The sequence below is a fragment of the Bradyrhizobium sp. CB82 genome (genome assembly GCF_029714405.1).
In the GTDB taxonomy this organism is placed as follows: Bacteria; Pseudomonadota; Alphaproteobacteria; order Rhizobiales; family Xanthobacteraceae; genus Bradyrhizobium.
On record NZ_CP121650.1, the window covers coordinates 8,991,443 to 9,013,757 of the forward strand.

General features: G+C 59.5%; 18 protein-coding genes. 12 read left to right on the forward strand and 6 right to left on the reverse strand.

Going from position 1 to position 22,315, the window contains the following annotated elements; genetic code table 11:
* Nucleotides 1-2: 2 nt before the first annotated feature.
* From QA640_RS42565 to QA640_RS42590, 6 genes are all read right to left on the reverse strand, one after another.
* The gene (locus QA640_RS42565) at nt 3-944 is read right to left on the reverse strand and encodes a 3'-5' exonuclease (protein WP_349253682.1); all 942 of its coding nucleotides are present in this window, start codon (nt 942-944) and stop codon (nt 3-5) included.
* A 229-nt stretch (nt 945-1,173) separates the two neighbouring features.
* Nucleotides 1,174-1,710: a hypothetical protein gene (locus tag QA640_RS42570; protein ID WP_283038565.1), complete on the reverse strand. Its 537-nt coding sequence runs from the start codon at nt 1,708-1,710 to the stop codon at nt 1,174-1,176.
* 324 nt (nt 1,711-2,034) lie between these two features.
* Nucleotides 2,035-2,292: a hypothetical protein gene (locus tag QA640_RS42575; protein WP_283038566.1), complete on the reverse strand. Its 258-nt coding sequence runs from the start codon at nt 2,290-2,292 to the stop codon at nt 2,035-2,037.
* A 144-nt stretch (nt 2,293-2,436) separates the two neighbouring features.
* Entirely contained in the window at nt 2,437-3,111 is a 675-nt protein-coding gene (locus QA640_RS42580) for a hypothetical protein (RefSeq protein ID WP_283038567.1), read from the reverse strand.
* A 28-nt stretch (nt 3,112-3,139) separates the two neighbouring features.
* On the reverse strand, nt 3,140-3,373 hold the full coding sequence (locus tag QA640_RS42585; RefSeq protein ID WP_283038568.1) for a DNA-binding protein: 234 nt from the start codon (nt 3,371-3,373) through the stop codon (nt 3,140-3,142).
* 11 nt (nt 3,374-3,384) lie between these two features.
* Entirely contained in the window at nt 3,385-3,963 is a 579-nt protein-coding gene (locus QA640_RS42590; protein ID WP_283038569.1) for a hypothetical protein, read from the reverse strand.
* Between the two features lie 300 nt (nt 3,964-4,263).
* Between QA640_RS42590 and QA640_RS42595 the strand changes: the two genes are divergently transcribed.
* The 12 genes from QA640_RS42595 (at nt 4,264) to QA640_RS42650 (ending at nt 22,281) form a co-directional block, all read left to right on the forward strand.
* Nucleotides 4,264-5,427 carry a site-specific integrase gene (locus QA640_RS42595; protein ID WP_283038570.1) on the forward strand — a complete coding sequence of 388 codons (1,164 nt, stop codon included), beginning with the start codon at nt 4,264-4,266 and terminating at the stop codon, nt 5,425-5,427.
* 131 nt (nt 5,428-5,558) lie between these two features.
* Nucleotides 5,559-6,137, forward strand: a complete 579-nt coding sequence (locus QA640_RS42600) for a hypothetical protein (RefSeq protein ID WP_283038571.1) — start codon at nt 5,559-5,561, stop codon at nt 6,135-6,137.
* 67 nt (nt 6,138-6,204) lie between these two features.
* A complete protein-coding gene (locus QA640_RS42605) occupies nt 6,205-6,453 on the forward strand; it encodes a hypothetical protein (RefSeq protein WP_283038572.1) in 249 nt (82 codons plus the stop codon).
* Nucleotides 6,454-6,518: 65 nt separating this feature from the next.
* On the forward strand, nt 6,519-6,857 hold the full coding sequence (locus QA640_RS42610) for a hypothetical protein (RefSeq protein ID WP_283038573.1): 339 nt from the start codon (nt 6,519-6,521) through the stop codon (nt 6,855-6,857).
* A 643-nt stretch (nt 6,858-7,500) separates the two neighbouring features.
* The gene (locus QA640_RS42615) at nt 7,501-8,868 is read left to right on the forward strand and encodes a Wadjet anti-phage system protein JetA family protein (protein ID WP_283038574.1); all 1,368 of its coding nucleotides are present in this window, start codon (nt 7,501-7,503) and stop codon (nt 8,866-8,868) included.
* Nucleotide 8,869: 1 nt separating this feature from the next.
* On the forward strand, nt 8,870-9,574 hold the full coding sequence (locus QA640_RS42620; RefSeq protein ID WP_283038575.1) for a hypothetical protein: 705 nt from the start codon (nt 8,870-8,872) through the stop codon (nt 9,572-9,574).
* Between the two features lie 47 nt (nt 9,575-9,621).
* Nucleotides 9,622-13,272 carry an SbcC/MukB-like Walker B domain-containing protein gene (locus QA640_RS42625; RefSeq protein ID WP_283038576.1) on the forward strand — a complete coding sequence of 1,217 codons (3,651 nt, stop codon included), beginning with the start codon at nt 9,622-9,624 and terminating at the stop codon, nt 13,270-13,272.
* Nucleotides 13,269-14,423: a Wadjet anti-phage system protein JetD domain-containing protein gene (locus QA640_RS42630; RefSeq protein WP_283038577.1), complete on the forward strand. Its 1,155-nt coding sequence runs from the start codon at nt 13,269-13,271 to the stop codon at nt 14,421-14,423. Before QA640_RS42625 ends, QA640_RS42630 begins: the two co-directional genes overlap by 4 nt.
* Before the next feature lie 65 nt (nt 14,424-14,488).
* On the forward strand, nt 14,489-17,473 hold the full coding sequence (locus QA640_RS42635) for a hypothetical protein (protein WP_283038578.1): 2,985 nt from the start codon (nt 14,489-14,491) through the stop codon (nt 17,471-17,473).
* A gap of 420 nt (nt 17,474-17,893) precedes the next feature.
* Nucleotides 17,894-19,078 (forward strand): hypothetical protein, encoded by a 1,185-nt coding sequence (locus tag QA640_RS42640; protein ID WP_283038579.1) that lies wholly within the window; start codon nt 17,894-17,896, stop codon nt 19,076-19,078.
* A complete protein-coding gene (locus tag QA640_RS42645) occupies nt 19,075-20,052 on the forward strand; it encodes a trypsin-like peptidase domain-containing protein (RefSeq protein ID WP_283038580.1) in 978 nt (325 codons plus the stop codon). The genes QA640_RS42640 and QA640_RS42645 overlap by 4 nt, the downstream gene beginning before the upstream one ends.
* A gap of 24 nt (nt 20,053-20,076) precedes the next feature.
* Nucleotides 20,077-22,281 (forward strand): hypothetical protein, encoded by a 2,205-nt coding sequence (locus tag QA640_RS42650; RefSeq protein WP_283038581.1) that lies wholly within the window; start codon nt 20,077-20,079, stop codon nt 22,279-22,281.
* Nucleotides 22,282-22,315 lie beyond the last annotated feature (34 nt).

Consider the following 22,315-nt stretch of genomic DNA (forward strand, 5'->3'; position numbering starts at 1 on the left):
GCCTACACCCGCGCGGAATAGCGGTCGTAGGCGGTGATGCGACGTGACAAGATTTCCATGTCCGTCCGACGATAGATTTCCCGGCGCAGAAAGTCCGATTCGTCGTCTAGGCGATCCTCGGCGACATCGACGTACCAGGCTTTCGGCCGCCCATCGCTGCCGTCGCTCCAACGATAACCACGCGCCTTCAGGATTTCGCGGAGCTCGTACGGCGAATTGGTCGCCCAGATGCGGAAACGGGCGGCGCGCGCCGATTCCAGCAGCACATCCAGGCCGGTACGCCCGCTGCGCGGCAGAGGTCGCGAGAGGATCTCGATGCCAGCGAAACAATCATGGACCGCGCGGTGACCTTCGAAGAAAAGTCCATATCCGGTCGCGAGGTGCGTTAGCCTCGATCCCTCGAATCCTTCATCCCGCCAAGGCACCTCGTTGAGCGAGCAAGCCCAAGGGAGCGCCGCGAAGCCTTCGCAGAACCGTTCAGAGAACTGACGGTCGAAACCGGCATTGTGCGCGATGACGACGGCAGCTTGGTCCAGGTATTCGTGGACCTTCTTCACGTCGATGACGTGTCCGGCGACCATCTCGTCGGTCAAGCCGGTCAATGCCGTCACCGTCGGCGGAATCGCACGACCAGGATCGCGAAGTGCAGAGAAAGGCGGAAGAACCGACAGGACATTTCCGGACATGTCGTAGTCGAAGCCGACCATCGCAAGCTCGATGATCTCGTCGTTGACCACGTCCAATCCCGTCGTTTCGACGTCCAGAAAGACGGCTCTTCTCGTGGAACAGCCAGGCGATGACGGGAGGCTTGCGCGTTGCTCGATGCGCCTTAGGACGCGATAACGCCCAGACGCTTCAAGTTCTCGCGCTGCCTGCTCCAATTTGTCGTCGGAGAAGAGACTGCCCTGGTCGTAGTTCGCAATGCTAATAAGACACCGCCCCAATCACATCGGTGTCTTTTTGTAACCAATAAAAGGCTGCCCGTCAAGCCGGTGCAAGCTTCATCGAAGTTATGATTCCGCGCTTGTCCGCCGAAGCAACTTCTCTGGTCGCGGTGCAAGATGTTATGGCCTTCAAGGGCATCATCTTCACCTTCAATCATGAGATGGAATGGAGCCGCCGCGAGCGGGAGGCCGCATCATTCACGTTCACCCGCTCGACTTCGCCTCCAAATCACCTCAGGCGCCGATCAGGCAAAGCCCGCAATTCACGAGCCAACGGGTCGAAAGCGCTCGGTTTGGCTTCGATCATTTCGCCGTAGACGTCGATCGCTTCGTTTGCCAACTGCGTGCCCATGGCGACCATCCCCGCAACGTCGCTGTGAGTGCAGATCACAGCGACATCTGCCGCGATGACGCCGACGAACTCGTCGGCTGCCCCGAATATGTAGCTCAGGTTCTTCGGCTTCATCTCGATCAAGAGATGCGTGAAGCTCGCCGCCCACATCGGATTAGCTTCGATGCAATACACCCTGCGTGCGATGGCGGCCATGTAGAGCGATAGCAAGCCGATTCCGCCGCCGATCTCGACAACCACTTTGTCTCGGATCCGATCTTCGATGCGGGCGGCGATCGAAGCGGCGATCTCGGCGTCAGTCACGGTAAGATTGGCGGCAGAACGGATGTTGTGTCGTTCGGCGTACGATTCGTACGCCTGCGAGGATTCAACCGTTCTACGGACGGCTTCCAACATTTGACTGATTTCAGACATGAGAAGACTTTCTTCGCTGCAGCAGGCGGGCCATTAGTCCACGGCCCAGCCGGCCGCAATCAGATCCTCGATAGTTTCATAAGCACCGATTTCTTCGCCCAGATTGCTGCGGACCTTTGATGCCGCCGGGCGAAACTTCGTCAGAAGCGATAACGCCGAAGGCCCACTCTGACGTTCCTACCCGCTTCATCTCCAGTCGATGCGGATTGGGCCACGTTTTCGTATCCAGTCCTATCCAGCGGACGCGATCCGCGCGAGCCTGATCCAACATGCTGTCCCCCATAGAGTTGATTAAGTCGACGATCGTCTGGTCGATCACCGCAATCAGCGGATCATGACGCCATGTTGCGCGGCAAGGGCAGCGCCAATGCGCGTGAAGTGGATCTGATGGTTGTGCGGATCGACCTCTTCGACATAGAGCAGGACTTGCCTTTTCAATTGCGTCAGTCGGCCTTTGTCTTCGGGCGAGAACGGCATCAGACCTTCGATCGGCGGCATCCCGTCCCAATGCCGCGCTTCGCCGGCTATGTACAAGAACAGCCTCAGCGTATCCGGCTCCAGCTTCACGGTAACTTCAGTCATCTTTTTTCCCTTCGACGTCGAGCAGCCCTGCGGCGCACACGCGATGATGCGATCGATAGCGGGTAGACATCGATCCCGACCTTGAACGATAGAAGATCGTGTTTCCTGGCCAAGAAGTGGCACAGGCCACCTACGCAACAGGTGTTACGGTCGTCGGCCATGTAGCGCCACGACTTCGTCCAGGCTCGCAGCTGTACCCGCCATCGTGGCATCCAGATGGGCGGCGAAGCGAAGCAGCGCCTTGGGCGAGTAGATAATGCCGCCAAACGGAGTGTCGCTCTTGGTCGGCCATTGCGAGGGTTCGGAAGAGTAGATGCGTTGGCGTCCACCCTTGCCCTGTTCGATAGCACCAAAGAGGTGGCTGGCTCGCTCGTCGCTCCACGCCATGGTAATCGACACGCCCTTGAGCTTTTTGGTCGTTCCGCGTGCCGCTTGCCACATATTCTTCAAAACGGCCGCGAGATCGCTGCCAAAGGAATACGCCGCTTCCTCGGGGAAGAGATTGAACCTGTCCGCTACCGGCTCCGCCGGGTCTCCGATCTCGAACTCGAAGGGCATCGTAGACAGACGTCTCGTTACCCGCAGAATGGAGGCGGCTTCGGTCTGGCGCGACCCGATCGCCATCAATATCGCGGCCCCGTCGACGGCAAGGGCGTCCGAGTTATCCGCCAGATCGCAGGGCATCACGTTCGCATCGACCAAAGCGTCGACGGCGTTTACGATCAATTCGTCGCCTAGTTCGAGATTCCTAGCTGCCCCCTTTGAGAACGCATCGGTTCCAAACGCATCCCTTCTTGCCTGCTGCGCATTTTCGGACATCTATTCACCTGCGGTTTGTTGCGGCCGGTTACCTGCGAGGGGGCTCGACGCCCGCCTCCCGAGACTTGATCCACTCCGTCAGCCTCGTCTTCCTCGCGTAGATCTTGTTGCCGACCTTGAACACCGGCAGATCGTGATGCTCGGCCAGGTGATAAACCTCCCGGCGCAGTTGCTCGTCCGCTTGCCCGAAGAGGAATTGAGCGATCCGGTCGCCGCCGCCGATCAGGTCGGCGTCTTTGGGGATGTCCTTCTCCGTGGTCATGGCGTCAGGCTCTAGGAGTTGAGGCAGGCCGCGAGCTTGCGCAGCGTGATCTCGCTGCACTGCCCCGTGCGAATGGAGTCGAGTTCGCCTTGCCGCCCATAAATCCACTCTTCCGAGCGATCTCCATGAACACCCAACGTCAGGGAGGCGGAAAACTGCGGAGCACGGATCTCGAAGTTGGAGTAGATGCCGAACTTCTTCCCCCGGCCGCGCCACTCGTCGTATTGACCGCTCAGCTTGTCCTCGCTCATGAAGAACGCTATGGCCGCCGCCAAACCATCGACGACCGAGTGGCTGCGATCCAAACCTAGAGTCAACGGCGGCAGGTGACGCAGCCGATTAGGGCGATCGCTCGGCGGGAACCGCACACGCCCCTGCGACTCGAGCTTTTTCAGTTCGATCAACGTCGGCGCGCTCTCTTGAATCGTCGGCGAGGCATAGATCACGCAGTAGAGAGCCGCGGCGTCGTGCGGCGTCATCCGTGGCGCGGTGATCCCGCGTCCCTTGTTGGGAATGACGAGTTCGGCCTCCCGGAGGCTCCTCATGTGTCCGACCACGCGCGACAAGGGATCGCCGGTCAGCTGCGCCAAGCACTCTACGAGTTGGCGAGAATTAGCCATGGCGCGTCACCGCCAAGAAGCGGAACGGCACCGTGTGCCTTCCCCGAAGGCTGACCTCAACGAATTCGATGCGCATCGCAATTCCTGGTGACCGAATAGACCGTCGGCACATTCGACCCGCCTTGCCCAGCGATCTGCTCGAGATTTGACAAGCTACCCTAAATGTGTTTTCTACATCTGGCAAGCGCTATTTTCACACCTAAGAGATTTTCTAGCGCTGTCAGTTAGTTGTGTCAAATGTCCGCCTTGGGCGGCCTGAGCCGAGTAACGATGGCGAGTATCAGAAAGCGTACGCTGAAGGCGACGAAGACGGGTCAAAAGCGAACCGTTTGGCAGGTCGACTACCGCGATAGCTCCCGCAAGCGCAGGCACAAGCAGTTTCGAACCAGGAAGGAGGCGGACGACTGGCTCGTGGAAGCACGGGCGGAAGTCGCCGCAGGCACGCACGTACCAGCCAGCCAATCCAAGACCTTCCGGGAAGTCGCGAAAGCCTGGATCCAGGACTGCAAGGCGGCGGGTCTCGAGCGCTCCACCACCGCCGTCTACGAACAGCGTTTCAGGGATTTCAGTGAGCCGCTCTGGGGGGACCGGAAGATCGGTCAACTCAGCACCGCAGACGCCACACAGCTCTACGAAGATGTCCTCGATAAGTCGCGGTCACACGAAATCGTTCGCCGCGTCCGCATCGAAGTGGGTGCCGTGCTTCGCTACGCCCAGACCAAGGGGTGGCTCGTCAAGAACGTCATCTCACTGACGCCCTACAAACACAAAAAGAAGAAGAAGCGACCTCCCATGCCCTCCGTGGAGGAGGTGAAGGCGATAATCGAAAAGACGGCAGCAGAGTGGGCCGACTATCTGGCGATGCTGTACGTGCTCGTATTCTGCGGTCTGCGGGGATCCGAGCTTCGTGCCTTGTGCTGGACCGACGTCGACTTCAAGAAGGGGATGATCTCGATCACGAAGCGGGCGGACCGTTGGGGAATCGTCGCCCAGCCGAAGTCTGACGCCGGAACGCGCGACATCGTGATGAACGACACCACCGCGAAAGCCTTGAAGGAATGGAAGCTCCGGTGCCCCAAAAGCGATCTGGGCCTCGTGTTTCCGACTTCCCGAGGCACCGTACAGAACCACGCAAACCTGATGAATCGATTCCTAAGGCTGGCGCAGATCGAGGCCGGGGTCACGAGGCAGAAGCTCGTCACCAACAAGGGAAAGCAGAGCAGCAGGGCGGTCGCCAAATTCGGCATGCACGCCTTGAGGCATTTCTGCGCCGCGCTGTGGATCGAGGCCGATTTTTCGCCCAAGCGGATTCAAACGATGATGGGTCACGCCAGCATCATCCAGACCTTCGACATCTACGGCTACCTCTTCGAAGCCCGGATGAACGTCGAGAAAGCCAGAGATCGCGCGGAAGCGATCGTGATGGCCGGCTGAAGATCGGAACAAATATGACATCCAGCACTAGAGCCAAATTGCCGAAGAAGGCGTTCGACGCAAGGCACCGTCTATTCGAATCGAAGTGGTTTCGCGAGGAGATCGCGGAGCGGCTCTGTCTCGATCGTCTTTTGGTCGCCAAGTCGATCGACGCGCTGCTAGAGGCCGAGCTGATCCCCTGCGCGTTGTCCACTAACGCGAAATCTCTCGCCGCCGACGGCGCGACCATCTTGATGGCCATCGGCAGCCAACAGCCCAACACCACCGCGATAGCAAGAGTCACGACGAGATTCGGTTGCATGGACTTGCAGGCCGAAACAGGCGGACAAGAGCCTTCGCGCGGCGTCGCCGACATCTTCCCTAGCACGAAGTCGATCTCCTTCGGGACCGATTTGGCCGAACTGCTCCTCAATCTTTGGAAGGCCGCGCATCAATCTTCGACATCCGGCTTCACCGGAGTCGGCGTCAGCATGCTGTGGAACGACGTGCAGGGCAGCGTTCTGTTCGGCGTCATCGAAGAGCCGGTGGGGCGGCGTAAGAGGGTGTACGCCACCGAAGCCTTCCGCATCCCGAGCGCCGTCAAGAACGAATGGGATTTCGTGCAACTACCGACGACCGGCGGCATCAAGTACGCGCCGCGCTCGATCCTTCGCTTCGGAGCGCTCCTGGACTCGGCCGTATCGAGCACCGCTGCTCGTCTCGACCGGTAACCCACTTCGGGCAATGGACGTTTCGTACAGTAGAGGAAATCCGATTCCCTAAACGAGAGGCACTTCGATGAAGACCAGCGTCACGATCAAGATCGACACGGACGATTTGCGTTCGGTCACCGACACCTACCTGGCGAGCCTTTGGCATGTCGCTCAGGCTAATCCGGCGGATCCGTTCCAACACCGTGATGCGGGCAGGCTTGCCGAGCATATCGGTCGCGAAATCATATCCAGGTTCTTGCGCCGGACTCCTCCGGAACTCTGGAACCACAACGGCAGCACGTTCGACTTTCATGAGCTTGTCGTCGCGAAGTAACCCTAGACGCCGGAAGCGAGAGCCGCGCCCGGGGGGCGAACTCGACAACCGAAATGGAGAATCAGATGGGCGAACGCGTGAACAAGGCCTGCGACCTGGTGATCGTGGAGACGACGGTCTTTCCGGAACACGTTCGACGAGCGGCGTCCCGGCTTAGGAATTTCTTCGAAGAGCGTCGGTTTGGCTCTATCGGACAAGATGATTTTGCCGCGTACACCCAGAAGTGCACCAGGCTCGATCTCGCGACCGAGGCCGCCGCCGTCGGCGGTCCCATGGAGCTCGCGTGCTTCGACCTTCGCATTCTCGGAACGATAGCGGGCTTCTCCGGCGAGATCGCTCTATGGAAATTGATCCAAATGTGGATCGAAGAATGGCAGCCCGCGAGCACGGGAGCGCGGCCATGATCGTATTTTGGGCGGCAACGTCGCGCGCGAGTGTGTTGCTCTGACGAGTTCAGCGGGAGGTCGGAAAGATCCTGCGGCACGACCGCCGCGACATCCACCCCTACGCCTCCACCATAATGAAGGTGGGTCGCATCGCGGTCGACCACCCCGGACGCCTCGCCGGCGACAACTGTAGGAAGCGAGGCGGCGCGGTCCTCGCGGCCATCGCCAGCCGCCAGATCAAGGAGGCCTCGATCGAGCGGGTCACCGACCGCATTCTCACGATGATGCACGAGTGCGACGTATCCGAGGCGGGGAGGGCCGAGGCACCGGCGCCGGTCTCCCGTTCCCGCCCTGCGGGGACCCGGCGACCCGATATGGCAGCGGTGAGGCTCGCGTCAGAAGGCTGCCGGCGGCAAAAAAGGCCTAAACATTAACAATATCAAACTACTAGCAGATTTTTCGGCGAAGATCGCGCCCCTCAAGATTGCGCCGGCTCCCTCTTTCTCTCATTAGACGAAATTGTTCTTGAAATGTTCGATCCGGACGGGTTCGATATTGCCCTCGGGGGCAGAATCCAATGGTGCAGGAACGCTACTTTTCACGCGTAAAGCAAGACATCTTCAGACCTTTCACCGGCCGGCATCGCGGCATCGCCTTCGAGGTGACCGTCGATCTCTACGATCGCCTGCTTGGCTCCGCCGCGGACTACGATCTTGTCCTCAATCGACATCGCCTGGTCGACATCGTCAGCACGACCATCACGCAGAACCGCGACCTGATCGTTCGCGCCAATGACGGATCCGACGCCGAGAACGGCGAGGATGCGGAATTCGATCAATCATACGACGACGGTGAATACGCCCGGAGACTCGTCGCTCGCCTCACCAAATTCGGCATCATCGAGTCGTATACCGACGCGACGCACTTGACCGTTCTCTGGCGGTTCACGTTGGAAGGCAAGCGCATCGCGAAAATGTTTTCCGAGACGAGGCGCCGCAGTGCGAACGGCCGTCAACGAAGTATCCGTGCCTGCCGAACGGCCCTCGAATCCTTTCTGCGTGACAACAATCATGAGTATCTCGTCGACGCATACGAATATTCGACTTCGATCTTCGAGGATGTTTGCCAGGTTGCCGACATCTTTAACGAACACCAGAGACAGCTCCTGACGCGCAACTATGGTGCAGCGAAGGAAGCGATCGACGACTATTTTCTCGGCGTCGGCGAATTCCAACGGCGCGGCGAGCGATACCTCACGAGCGACAATATTCACAACCATGCGAGCGAGATCATCGACCTGACGCTACGCATCGATGCCCTTCATCCGGATACGCTTGTCCTCGTCAATCAGCAGATCGCGCTCGACAATCCAGGCCTCGACGAGGACGCGGAAGGCGCACCGCTTCATGCGTTTATCACCGAACGCATCCGCGACATCGTCGGTTCGACACGAAGGACCAAGCATGAAGAGCTCGCTCAAGCCGTAGGTCAGTTCTCGAGCCGATTCACGAACCTGATCATGCGGATAATACGTCTGCAGTCTTCGGGCAACAGCGCATTGCTCGACATCGCCACGCTCGTGCGCGATACCGACGAAGGCCAACGCCGGGAGCTCCTGCGGGAGGTACTTCGCGCAGTTTTTCCGCTTCGTACGGATCTCATCGACCCGGCAGGCATCGCCCTGGCGGCGCGTGCCCCCCGCCGCGAAACGCCCGTCGAGCTCTACACTGAGCCACCGAGCGCGGAAGAACAGTTGAAAGCTGCCATCCGGAGCGCACTCGAGGAAGCCTTCGCGATTTCATCGACCGAGGTCGTGGACACCATCGAAAGACTCGTTGCCGATCAGGGAGCCGTCGATCTTCTCGACCTGCCGGTGAATGACGCTCGAGCGCTCCTGTTGGCCCTGTCTGCGGTCGAATCCGTACGCGGGATGGCAAATAACCGGAAACTCGATGTCCTAGCGCGCACCGAGCGCCGGGGGAACGGCGTGTTCGAAGCCGACAACTTCCGGTTCGTACGGAGAACCTGAGATGCAGGATATCGACGTCCGGTTACGAGCGAAGGGCATTCGGCAGGAAGACTTTCGCGCGATCTGCGCCATTCTTCTCTCCAGAGGGCTGCTTACGCGCGCCGATGGCGGCGACGCACTTCGACTGTACGATGTCGCGGCGAGATGCGAGGCAGAGATATCCGAATATCTTTCCTACGCCTTCCCCGTGGTGCTGACGAACGCGACGCGGCCTCCGCATTTTCGCCTAGTGCCTTCACGCCACGGAACCGTGGGGCTACCCGATCCGGAAGACGATCTCGAGGCGCGTCGTGAAATCAGACCTGCCGTATTCCAAGCGCTGGCGGTGGCTCTCCTCGGACTTCGCATGCTCTACGACGACCAACTTCTCGAAAAGCGCGTCGATTCAGCGGGCAGGATTACTGTCAAGCTCACCGATTTCGTACTGTTCCTGAACACGACATTCGGTTTCGGTCTTCCCGCCACGACAACGGACCGGCGCGCACTCTTCATGAAGCTCAAGAAGCACGGCGCGATCGACATCCGCATCGACGAGCTCGGTGATGAGGACGCAGTCATCGTCATCAGGCCCGAAATCCTCACTCTGGTCCTCGACCAGAACATCCGCAACGCCCAAGCGACGTTCGAGCAGTCCCGCAAGCCAGCAGGACATGTCGAGCCGCAACCGATCGCGTCCGCTACGATTATTCCTCTCGAAAGATCTTAGTCGTCACAACTATCGCGTTCCTCAATTTAGAGTTTCTGGGATCCTTAATGCATATCGCTCAGGTCACAACGCTTAATTGGGGTGGTCTTCCCGATCGGGACTACCCGCTCGGAACGTATACGCTTCTGGCCGGCGAAAGCGGCTCGGGGAAAACGCATCTCATCGACGCCGTCGTGGCCGTTATGGGTGGCGGCGGCAGCCTGAAATCCAAATTCAACACCGCTCAAGCCCAAGCGGGCCAATCGTCGAAAAAGACGCAGCGGACTCTTGCATCCTACGTCGTCGGAAGCGACGGCATGGGTCGCTTTCTCCGACCGGCGGGTGCGCACGGGTATGTTTGCGTTTCCTGGAACCGCGATGCAAACGACGGCTCCTACGGAGAACCATTCACGGCAATCGTAGGTGTAGAGGCGGCCGTCGATCGTGACGCGGCTCCAGTGAACGACGTCACACGCGTTCTCATTCGGGGCCATGTCGCCGGCCTGGAGGATCTCACATCCGGCCCCGGCATGGTGTTGAGACCCTCTGAGCTCCTTGTGTCGCTTCGGCTCAAATACGGCCCGAGCGTACGAGATTTCAAGACAAACGGCGAATACCTGTCGATGCTTTATGCCCACTTAAAGGGCGATACGACGCCGGTTTCCCGTGAAGAAGCTGATGCCGCCGTAAAGGCCTTTGTGAGCGCGATCGCGTACCGCCAACCAAACGACATCGACGGTCTCATTCGGGAAGAGATTCTCGAAAATGTCAACAACGAGGGCCTTATTCAGCGGCTCATCGAAACCATCCGAGAAGTGACCAAGCTGAAGATCGAAGCGGCTCGGATGGAGCGAAACATTCTTCGGCTCGAAGAGGCCGATAAGGAACTGCATGACGCCTTCGAAGCGTTCATGGACGAGCGGATGTTCAAGGCCCTGGTCGACATCCGCAAAGCGCTGGATGTCCAGGAGGCGCGCGGGCAAAAACTGGAGGAACGCAAAATCGAGGCCACGGCCTTGGCCTCCGTCAACGACGAAATAGGCAAGGGCGACGCACTTGAGGTCCTTAAGCGCGAACAACTTCGTGAAGTAATCGTGCGAATGCACGATCACACCAATTATGCGAAGAAGATCGAGCTCGAAAACCTGATCAACGAGCAACAACGCTTGATGGACGCCGTCACGACACGATTCGCGGAAGCCGTCCGGGATTTCAGCAAATCGTCGAAGGACATCTCCATCATAGAGAACGCCGTCGACGCCATCCCCGAACTGGCGCAGCAAAAGGAAGCCGTCTCCGCCCTACGCACGAAATTCAACGAGATATCCCTACCCGCCCTCGAGGCAGCCTTGAAGGCAATAGATCTCGATCTGGCCGAGAGCGCCCTTCCTGAAGTAACGCGGATCACGACCGCGCTAATAACTTGCCTCACGACGGCCTGGCACGAAACCATCAACGCCGAAACTGGACTGAGGTCAGCCCTCAACCAGGCCTACCGAAACGTCGACCAACAGCTCAACGACTTAACCACCGAAGCCCGCGACATCCTGCGACGTGCCGAGCGGCTCAAGGTCGGTGAAGTCGAATATCCGCCAGCGGTCGATCTGTTTCTCACGCGATTGAGGACACAGCTACCTGAGGCGAACCCCCGCGTTCTTTGCGACGTAGTCGACGTCGCCAAGCCCGAATGGCAGGCCGCTCTCGAGGGCTATATCGGCTACGATCGCTTTACGGTGCTCTACGACAGAAATTTCGAAGCCGACGTCGTGAAGCACGCGAAAGCCTTCCGCCGCGAGAATTCGGGGCGTCGTGGCGACATTTCGGTACCCCAACTTTCCCTTGCGATCAGCGACAATCCAAGGGTTGAGACGGACTCAATCATTCATTTGCTAAGGATCGACAAGGACGTCGAAGGTGCCGGCTATCTCAAGGCCCGCTATGGCCGCACCATCAGGGTTCATGACACCGATACGCTCAAGGGCACACGAAGCGGCGTCATGCAGGACGGTTGGTCGACGCAAGGCTATCGCTACCAACAGCGCAGGTGCCCCGACGAAGAAATGGTTTTCGGCGCAGAGATCCGCCGCAAACAGCGGGAGATCCTCCTTCGTCGCGGAAGAGAACTCGAGATCCAAAAGAATCGGCTCGCTGCGCAACAGAAGAAGCTGGTAGATGCACTTGCGATTGCGAGCCCCGCCTCACTAGCACTCGGTACCAAGGATCCTTCCGACTTCTACGATGCCGCGGGCTTGAGGCAAATGGGGCGCGACGACCTTTCAAAGCTCGACCTCTCCGGTTTCGACCAACTTGAGGCGCAGTCGAAAAGCCTCGACGCCGAAATCACCGAGCTCGCCCGTGCGGTCGGCAAACTACGGGAGAAGAAAGGCGGCCTGGAAATCACGATCAATTCCCTCGACGGCCAGATCGAAAAGGACACCCAGACACTCGAAGCCCTGCAGCCGGCCGCCGAACGGGCGCGTGACGGGCATCAAGAATTGATGAGGACAGCATTCCTCTTGCCGGACGAATGGCCAAAGCGTTTCGAAGGAGAGATAACAGCGAAGCGACCCGTAACCTCCCACGAACGGCGGAGCAGCGAGCGCGCGAACGCCGTCACGAATGCGGTAAACAACGTCAACAACAAACTCGACGCCTACAATCGAGACGCGCTGGATTTTCAGAAGATCGACGTGCCCGTCTTCAGCTACATGCCACGCCACTCTGCCGAAATTGTTACGACATGGATGCATGACATCTGGCGACAGCTCCGCGATCAGATCCGAAGCCAAAAGGAAACCGGGCTGCCGGAACGGCGGGCGCAATGCGACATGGCCGAACGCAGCTTCAGCTCTTCCTTTACGACCGATTTCTGTTCGACGGTCCTGAGCAACGTCGAAGGTCGCCCCGATACCATCAACGTTCTGAACTCAAATCTCGAGCATATAAATTTCGGCGGCGACACCTTCGAGCTCGTTCACTCCCTTAGGTCCGAATTCGAGGACTATATCCGCCTGTTCCAGAAAATCCGAGGCCTGAGCGAGACCAGGAAGGTCAACCTTGATCTCTTTACCGCGCCGGAACTCGAACCCGCGGAACGCGATACGCTGATCCGAATTCGCGATCTGCTCCTCGATGAGCAGGATGGTGAGCGAGCGTTGACGGAATTGCGTCGCATCGCGGACTATCGGAACTACCGCACCTACGATTTCCAACGTGCGCGCGGCGATGCAGCCGTCCTTCTTTCGAAATGGGGCTCCGGTTCCGGAGGCGAGTCGGAGACCCCGATCTATGTCATAAGAGCGGCTGTGATGGCGTCCGCATTTAAGCTGTTCTCACAGCAGAAAAAGGCGCACTTCCGTTCGATCTTTCTGGACGAGGTTTTCGCACAAATGGACGAGACGCGCACACGCCGAGTGCTGCGTTTCCTAAAGGAGCTCGGATTGCAGATCGTCTGCGCGGCGCCGACGCGGTCCACGGCAGCGGTGCTCGATGAATTCGACGTGCGGATCAATTTCTCCAAGTACACGACACAAGCGGGTGAGCGATCGGATGTGAACGTCATCAATCTCGATCGCGCCCGAGTGGAGGCGCTCTACAACACGCATCGAAAAGCGACCACCGACAAAGTCAGGGCGTCCTTCGAGAGCACCGATCCCCCAGAGCTTTCTGTCGTTAAGGACGACAGAAGCCGTATCGCGCAGTCGGGCGGCGGTTCATGAAATGCGCTTCCGTTGCCTCGGACGACACCACTCGTATACTTCGCGATCCCTTCGTTCACCGGATACTCGGCCGTGCGCTCGACCGCCTCGACAGTCGGCCCGCCGCCGAACGTACGCATGCGGTGCGCTTGAATATCGACGCCGAACTGGCTCCCGAGATCTATGATGCCGACAGCCTAAATACGCGGGAAGTGGCTTGGGCCCGCATCGACGGCCTCGCCACATCGGGAATACTCAGGATCGGCTATCGGCTTCACCGCAGACATGGTTCGCGTGAAGAGCGGCGCCCATACATCGACATCGACTGGAGCGATTCGACGGAGGATGCCGTCCGCGCGGCGCTGGCACGACCCCGAAAAGCACCTTCGTACTCCGCCCGTTGGCGCTCCCTGCTGGAGCTACATGATCCACCGCTACCGCCAGCGACAGTCGCGAAATTGTCGGCCTCTCCGATCGAACTGGGCCGACGGCCTATCGACGAGGTGTTCGCCAGGTTCCTTTCGATCCGCGATATGGTCGGAGAACCGCTGCTCTTGCGTGAGGTGTCATCTCGAGTCTTTTGGGGGTTATCGAAGATCCTTGATGGCCGCGGCGACGTCGTTGCCGCCCTTTTGGAACTTGACGAATGTCCGTTCCCGGAGCAGCCCATCATCCTGAACGTTCACTTGCGGCGTACCCCATCATCGTTCCTGTTTGTCGAGAACCATGTGAGCTTCGAACGCCTGCGGCGACGTACGGATTTGGTGGATACCGCACTCATTTATTCCAGCGGCTTCCGCGGAGCGGCGCAGCGACTTCGCAAGGAACAGGGCGTCAGCATCTATTATTCGCGCGATAGTTCACCCGGCGCCATGACGGATTTCGAAATCGCACTGTTCTCGATGCCCGATGTCACTACGTTCTTCTGGGGGGACCTCGACTACTCGGGCATGGCCATACTTTCCGCGCTCCGGTCCACCTTTCCTGGCGCCGAAGCATGGCGCCCCGGATATGGTCCGATGGTCGAGCGGCTTGCCAGGGGCGAAGGGCACTCCCCGTCCGAAAGCGGCAAAGAACGTCAGCGCCCAATCGACTCGACCGGGTGCATCTATGCCGACAACGAGCTCATTCCGACGCTCAGAGCAACCCAGAGATTCCTGGACCAGGAATGATCTAGCCGGAGACCGGCTGACGAGGACACATCGGCATCAACGACAAAGGATGCGAACGAAAGCAAATGAATCCGGTCCCTGCGCCACCAAGCCGGCTGACGCCCGTCAAGCTCGCCAACGTTATCCGTTTTCATCTCGGTGAACTTTCTGCCCGCAACGGCCATCACGAATTCGAAAGCCTCTGCCGGCATCTGGCGCGGGCGCGGATCTATCGAAACATAATACCCGCGACAGGCCCGGTCGGCGCCGGCGGCGACCAAGGACGCGATTTCGAGACGTACAGCACCGGGGCCAAGATCGGTCTCTTCGACCGCAACGTGTCGGACGGCAAGGCCGTATTCTGCTGTTCATTGGAGAAGCGGATAGAAAAGAAGGTGAGGACCGACGTCGCTACTGCGACGAAAGGAGGCAAGGTCGAAGAAATATTCTGCTTCTTCGGACAAAACCTACCGATCGCCAAGCGTCATGCGCTGCAGAAATGGGCCACCGAGAACTACGGCGTGGCCCTGGAGATATTCGACGGGACGGCAATCGCCGAGCTGCTGGCGGACCGCGACGTCTTCTGGATCGCACAGGAATTCCTGCACATTCCTGCCGAGATCCTCCCCGCGGTGGCTGACGAAGACGGTTGGTACGGGACACTGCTGCGACGTTGGATCTCCCGCACGCCACTGCCGCTCAGTGCCGCGGACTTCTCGGAGATCAAGTTCGGTCTACGTCGCGCCACGTTCCACGAGGAGGCGCGACCGAATCTCCTGCTCTGGATCGGATTGATGGAGAGGTTCCTCGAGCCACCCGCTCCCAGGCACCTGCAGCGCTCCGCCATCTACGAAATCGCCGTCGCCCACTTACGCGGAAAAGGCGAAATGACGAGCCAGGCAGACAGGTTGAGGAATTATTTCACCGATCTGGGGGATTGGCTCGCCGTCGCGGATCTAAAGGACGCGGCCGTCCTTCAGACCTATGCATTCGGTGGATTGCTTTTGAGACAGCTCGACATGGAGCCGGCCGATCTTTTCGCCTGGCGGACAAACTTGCTTTCCCTTCTCGATCGGGAGATCGCGACTGCGCCGGGGCCAGGACGACGGAGCGGTCTGCTCGACATTCGCGGCTATCTGAAGCTGCTTCCGGACGGCCCCGGGGCGGAACCTTCCGTCGATCAGACGTTCGACGATTGGGAGCGGATGCTGGAGGAAGCTGAAGAGACGCCGCTGTTTCCGATCGCCGAGTTCGCAAGTCATCTCGCTAAGATGACCGGTACACTGGGACACCACCCCCGATTCGAGAAGTTCGCCGAACGCGTCGACGAACTGCTCGCCAAGCGACAAGGACTAGTGCTCGCGACCGAAAGCACGTTCGAGCGCGCTCTGGCGTTCTACGAGGCCGACGACCTACTGCGCGCCGTGCGCGATCTGCATCGTATCCAAGTCCGGTGGTTCACCGGGGACTCGATGGTACGCTTTCAGCAGGCGAGCTTCATGCTCGCGACGTCGTACCTCGAACTCGGCGCGGCTTACGCGGCAAAGTATGTGGCTCTCGCGGCTGCCTACCTCGCCCGCTCGTCCGACGACCTCAAGGTCGCGTCCACGGCCCCGAAGTTGCTTTTTTGCGCGGCGGACGCCGAGGACGGAGCTGGGAATTCCGTGTCGTATCTGCATCTTCTCCTGTTCGCGATGCTCGCTCACTTCGAGCAGGATCCCGATCCACTCGAACAGCAGAAGCACTCGGATATCGAAAAGCAACTTGGCCAGGCAGCGGCACTCCGCGGCTTCGCCGCCCGGTCGGGACCATCCCAACTCGCGGCGGTCGATCGCGCGCTGTCTATCTGGCCCGCCCCGTTTCGAGAGTCGGTCGTTCGGGCGTCGCTCGATACCGAAGGATTTTGGACCAAAGGTACATGGGACGAAGTCTGGAGTACGATGGAGCAAAGTTTCCTAGATCGGCCATTCGGTGATCTAGGCGCTTCGCGCACCATCAGTTGGTCCGCTCTCGGAATCCGTTGGACCGCTGGCTTCATCAACGATATTGAGACCATCGCTGTAGCCGAAGAGTTCGTCGCGAGCCTGCAGATAGCGCTGGTCTCATTAGCCGGCCGCGACCTCTGTCTGTTGTCGGCGCGCGTACATCTTAACATCTCGCTCTCCGAGAAGCGGCCTCACATCAAGATCGACGAGAGCAACACCGGCAACGGCACGGTAACTGTGGATCTTGGAATCCGCAGAGAGCTGTCCGGAAAGGACCTGCGCCGCTGGTCATCCGAAACCCTCGCGCCGATCGCCGGAGTGCTCAATCTACTCTCGGTCCTCCCGACCGATCGCCTGGAGACCGTCATTAAGGAAGCCTTCCTCGACGCTGCCGGCAAGATCCACGTCGCGCTTCCCTATCGCGAACTTCATCGAGAATGGGTGGACGACGCGAACTTCGACCGGGATGGACGACAGGCAGCGCAGCCTCTGCTGGCGGACCGCAAGTTCGAGTGCCGCAGCCATCCGCAGCTCGATCCCAAAGGGGGGCCTGGACCCGGCTACTCGCAAGAGGAAGCGTTGAAACGGATCGAGATCAGGTACGAAAAATGCGTCACCTGTATCGGGTTCACGGCCCGGCGTCTCATGGCTCATCCCGAACGGCGTAAGCTCCTGACCGAATGGCGCACCGAAGGCCTGAAGGATTGGGAGATCCTGTCGATCATCGCGAATGCCGCCATCAACCTTCGACACCCTCTGACCGACGATATCGCGTCCGAGACGGATGCCATGGAAAGGCTCCGTCCGGCCTTGGAGTTCGTCGAACGGCCGGACTCCGCGATCGATCCCGATCTCATCACAGACGAGATGCTGCGCGGACACCGTCGTGCATTCCAGATCGCATATCTGAGGTGGTGGGATCTCGATGTCCACTTCTCAAGGGTGGATGAGAAGTCGCTCGAAACTTTTCTGATCACGCGATACGGCCTGAGGGGCGACGACGTCGACCATTCGGATGCATTCGGATGGGAGGCGACCGGAAGGGACAGGGGAAGGGGCGAGGAAGAAGGGGGTCGGCCAGGCTAGGCCGTTCGCGAGCACGCTGCGCTCGGACGCAAACAGTTTCCCAGGATGTTTTTCGGGATAATGTCGTAGGCGGTAGTATCGCTGCCCCGCTGCGAGGCGCGGTAGACCCTCCTAAGGGGACGCCGCCCCTCCAGCCCGGCTCGCGTCCGCGCTAAACCACTCAGCTGCGTCACCCCGAAGGCAGGCGCATCTATCGAGGGCCCCTCGTCGGAGAAAACGCGCGCCCACGCGGCTCTGTGATAGATCCCGGTAATTGAGGCTCACCAGGCCGAAATCCTCGCCCAACCCCGCCCGCGCCGACAACACACTCGACAGATGTGCAACGGTGGCTATTCTACTGCCAGTACGGCTTGGCGACCGGCCGCCTCGAGATATTCGAGGCGCCAGGGAGGTCGAATGTCGAATGGACTTCAGATCGGCGTGCAGTCGGCCAAAGTCGGAGAGGCTCTGGCCAATTACTCTCTCGCCGACACCCCCTTGGCCGAAGGGCAGATCGGCGAAGAAGAGGCCCGCGCGCCTGCGTACGGGTCTGGCTTCTACGATGATCAGGAGATCTGGCGCGATCTTCTAAGACTTCACTCGCACACGAGGTTGGACGAAGGGCGGCCCGGGCGGCGGACAAGTTCACCCGATCCGAACAGATGGGACACCGTAAGCACTCTTTATAAGGTCGCGGTGAGCGAGTGGGTCGCTCGCGTTCCCGGTCTCTACTGGCTACCGGGCTCGCAGCGCATGCGGACCGTGCACCCCTCTCAGATCGAATCGAAGAGCGACGGCTGGCTGACCTACACTCCAAGAGGAAAATCGCAAACCGTTTCAGGTGGCGTCGGTACGTTGAAGCTGTCACCTTCGGAAAGCGGTTACCGGCTGGCGACCTTGACCGCCTCCTGTAACGCTTCGACCGGGGTTCCCGCACTCATCTCTCCCGATGTCTGGGACCACCATCGACTGCGGGAAGGCAGCGTCATCGTTTGTGGCGCGACGCGCTGGAGGGCGATGCCGCTGCAATGGGCGGCGCAGTTTCCGATCATGCAGCAATTGCCGCGTGGCTGCCTCGTCCTAGATAACGTGGAGAACGTGCTGGACGTCGAGGATGGGGCGCCGATCCAAGCCCATCCGTTTTCGATCATGGAATACTGGGACGGCCCCGTCCGGCTGTTCGACTTCGTCTACGCCACCGCCGATACGAGAGACGAAGGGTTTAGAGCCGACCTTTCCCGCTTTTTCGAGGCCTATCGTCTGGCCAACGATCGTGAGGGAAATTATCTCACCGCAGCCGACATCGCCGAGCCTATGTGGGACGCCGAATTCACCAGTCCGGAGTCCCTGCGACGAGATCAGCGCGCCCAGCTCCGCCTGATCGAGCGTCGGGTCGAAGATACTATCCGCGGCATCGACTTCACGGAGGTCCTCGTCAAGCGTCTTTCGCAAGCCGCGGGCTTGACGGACCTAAAACGGATTTCCGCAAATGCAGGAATCGAATGGCGACGATGGTCTCAGGGAGGAGCGATCGGAGATGAGGCCACACGTCTGGTCGAATATGCAATCTCCTCCGGGAAGCAACAAGCGTTGTTGTACTCGCTTCAGTATGAGGACGGCCTTTGAGTAAGTGGGATTATCAGGCGCTCGCCCAACTCAATGAGATTCTCGCGAACCTCTATCCATTGGACAGCGATGCTCGCAGGATAGCTACGAAGGTTGGCCTACGGACCGCGTTCATCACCTTTGAAAGCAAAGCGATCAGCACGTGGTTCAACATCCTTCAGTACGCCAAACCGCAAGACAAAACGGATGCCATCGTCGATGCGGCGCTCGAAGAGTTTCCGGGAGACGAATCGCTCAAGCGCGCAAAGGAAGGGCGCCCGCCGCCCACCATCAAAGGACCGGAGGCGACAAACTGGAATGGCCCACAGGCATCGGGCCTGGAGAAGATAATCGGCCAGAAGAGTACGCTCGTGCCTATCAACTACCTCCAGATCGGTCTTACGCGATCAAAGTCGGTCGTTCGGGTAAAGCGGGAGGATGGCAGTTCCGGATCGGGATTCATTACGGAAGCAAACGTCCTCATCACCAACAACCACGTGCTACCCACGAAGGATTCGGCTCGTGGAGCAGTCGTTCAGTTCAATTATCAGCAGACGGTGGACGGGCTCGATGCAAAGATCGAGGAAGTGGGTCTGCTACCCGAGACGCTACGCACCTCAGTGGCCGACGATTGGACAGCCGTGACGCTTGAAGGCGATCCCGTATCCAGATGGGGCGCGCTGGCCTTGAAAAGAAAAGCACTCGCCGTTGGCGATCACGTCAACATCGTTCAACATCCCGGCGGCGGGCCGAAGCAAATCTCGCTATTCTCCAATGTAGTCGTCTTTGCGGGCAACGGTCGCGTGCAGTATCTGACCGACACCCTGCCCGGCTCATCGGGATCGCCCGTCTTCGACTCGGCGTGGGACGTTGTGGCGCTCCATCACAGCGGCGGCTGGCTCACCGAGCCAAATAGCGCCTCAAAGTCCACCTACTACCGCAACGAGGGCATTTCGATCGACCGCATCCTCGATGGACTTTCAGGATCGCCCTAACGACGGTGAATCCGAGGAATGCCGATGACGGCTTATTTCGAACTGACGGATCGCCTCGCCGACGCGTTTCCGAAAGACGACGATTGGCTGCGCGTTCCGACGCAAGCGGGCATGTCGACGGGCAGCATTGTGTTGCAAGGTCCCGCAATATCCGCATGGTCGAATATCCTGAAGTCGGCTCTCGATCAGAACCGACTCGAAGGATTGAGGGATCGTATTGCGTCCGAGCGACCAGACATACTGCCGATTTTCAATCGTTTCGCGGACGAAGCCTCCAAAGGGCCGTTGGAGGCGCTCGATCTCCCCTCGTTGGCAAACATCCTGATCCGTCCGGGAGACCTCGAAGCGAACAAGCTCTCTGCAACGCTTGATTTCGGCGACGCAATCCCCCCGATAATCTGGAATATCGCGCTTTCCGGTGCCGCACCTTCGCGGTCTATGGTCGATCCGCTGCTTTCCCGAACGAACATGGGTCCCGCCGTGGCTCGACGCGATCAATTCCTGTCGGAGTGCGCCCGCGCTTTGGCTCCGCTGAAGCAGCGCCGGGGCGAGGTCGCGAACCGACTGAATGCTTTGCAGAGCCAGGTGTCGGCGATCGAGCGCATGACGCGCCCGTACGAACCGTCTCCTCCGTCCCAACTCACTGATATTTCGGACGATCAGAGAAGGTACCGGTCAGATCGCTATTCGGAGCAAGTGAGCCAGTATCGAAAGGACCTCTCGAGCTACGAAACCAGTCAAGGAACGTTGCCGAAACTTCGGCAGGATTGCGACGCCGCCTTGGGAGAATTGAGACAGGTCGAGGCCGCAATTGGCTCACGGGAGGCGCAGACAAACGCGGGCTTGCTGCCGTTTTCAGAGGACATCGAAAGAGCACGGGACGCCGACATACTCCTCCTGCTCGACAGTCTCGCCAATTCCGGTTTGCGTGCCTTCGACGAGGGCGATCCGCTCAAGGGGTTCGCGGTCTTCTTGGCCAATGGTTGCGTCCTCGAGGCTTTGGTAAAAATCTTCGTCCAACCCGCGGCCGCCACCGAAGCTGGTCGCAGATTTGGCGGAGCCGCGGACGCCGCCGGCGATGCGATGCGACGGAGCATCGCTGAAATCGTTCGCCCATGTGTCGGCAGCGGGACGCTGGTCAAAATCGAGTTGGAGAAAAACGAAGAAGAAGCCAAGGCACTTCTCGAGCGTCTCGGCAGCTTGCAGACGGCGCAACTCGAAATGGGTCTTAGCCGCACAGCCAGCCTGCTGAATCAAGGCTCTCCTCCGCTACCGTCGCTGGGAGAAATCGAAAAGCCTCAGGAGTTGGAGCAGCTCCGTCAAGACTTGGCCGACATGCAGGCTTCGGCGAAGCTTAACCTTTCGCAAGTGCACGCCGAGCTCGATGGGGAAGCATCGACATTCGCCGCGACGTCCTCGGCCGCTGAAGATGCCAAAAGCACGCTCGCGGCCATCGCGGCCTCCGCTTCGGCCAACGCGGCATTGCTGGAAAAGACGTGGCGCCTTCACGGCCTCCTCGCTAAGGCCAGTGCCTGCACCAGCCTGCCCAAGTACGCCCGCACGCTTTGTCTCGCTATCCGGCAAGAATTCCCGAGGCGAACGGGAGTGTCGCTGGATGCGCTGATTACCAAAGCGCGATCAACGGAGCTCGGGTATGCGGACGCGCGGTCGGCCGTGGAGGGGCATATCTTGACCCGCTATCGCGAGTCCCGGCCCCAGCTCGAGGCACGAATGCGCGAGGACGCCTCGCGCCTAGAAGAGATCTCGAAGCTGTTGGCAAGTATAGACACACGGTACCATTCGACGGGAGAGAAGTATCGGCAACGTATCCATACCTACGTCGTCTCTTCCTACATTCCTGGAATCGACTTTCTCTTCGCGCTCGGGATGGCGCTCACCGCATCCACACTTCTGGCACTGCTGGATAGCGACAAAGCTCCATACGCGAATCTACGAAGTTATGCGCTCAAGGCCTTTCCTTGGGCGATCGTAGGCAACGTCGCCTCGATCGCGGCCGTTGGAAGCCTGTTGGCCTTGCAATATGCAGGCATCCTTTCGGCCGAAGATTATACCCAACTACTGTACGGTTTCGCCCTCGCCAGTTGCGTCGCGCTCCTGATCTCTATTCGCAACATGCGACTCGTCAGTGGGCACAGGCTGCAGCCTGACCCCGGGACAGCGAACGGCGTACCACCTTCCCTTCCTCAAGATACGGCGCCGCCCAGGTAGTGTGGCTTCCGGCGGCAAACGCCGGACGCCGATC

What these genes read in the sequence shown, in the direction of transcription:
- QA640_RS42630 (WP_283038577.1), top strand. Translation starts at nt 13,269, where the DNA reads ATGAAATGCGCTTCCGTTGCCTCGGACGACACCACTCGTATACTTCGC.
- QA640_RS42610 (WP_283038573.1), top strand. Translation starts at nt 6,519, where the DNA reads ATGGGCGAACGCGTGAACAAGGCCTGCGACCTGGTGATCGTGGAGACG.
- QA640_RS42605 (WP_283038572.1), top strand. Translation starts at nt 6,205, where the DNA reads ATGAAGACCAGCGTCACGATCAAGATCGACACGGACGATTTGCGTTCG.
- QA640_RS42625 (WP_283038576.1), top strand. Translation starts at nt 9,622, where the DNA reads ATGCATATCGCTCAGGTCACAACGCTTAATTGGGGTGGTCTTCCCGAT.
- QA640_RS42585 (WP_283038568.1), bottom strand. Translation starts at nt 3,373, where the DNA reads ATGACCACGGAGAAGGACATCCCCAAAGACGCCGACCTGATCGGCGGC.
- QA640_RS42575 (WP_283038566.1), bottom strand. Translation starts at nt 2,292, where the DNA reads ATGACTGAAGTTACCGTGAAGCTGGAGCCGGATACGCTGAGGCTGTTC.
- QA640_RS42595 (WP_283038570.1), top strand. Translation starts at nt 4,264, where the DNA reads ATGGCGAGTATCAGAAAGCGTACGCTGAAGGCGACGAAGACGGGTCAA.
- QA640_RS42650 (WP_283038581.1), top strand. Translation starts at nt 20,077, where the DNA reads ATGACGGCTTATTTCGAACTGACGGATCGCCTCGCCGACGCGTTTCCG.
- QA640_RS42620 (WP_283038575.1), top strand. Translation starts at nt 8,870, where the DNA reads ATGCAGGATATCGACGTCCGGTTACGAGCGAAGGGCATTCGGCAGGAA.
- QA640_RS42570 (WP_283038565.1), bottom strand. Translation starts at nt 1,710, where the DNA reads ATGTCTGAAATCAGTCAAATGTTGGAAGCCGTCCGTAGAACGGTTGAA.
- QA640_RS42580 (WP_283038567.1), bottom strand. Translation starts at nt 3,111, where the DNA reads ATGTCCGAAAATGCGCAGCAGGCAAGAAGGGATGCGTTTGGAACCGAT.
- QA640_RS42635 (WP_283038578.1), top strand. Translation starts at nt 14,489, where the DNA reads ATGAATCCGGTCCCTGCGCCACCAAGCCGGCTGACGCCCGTCAAGCTC.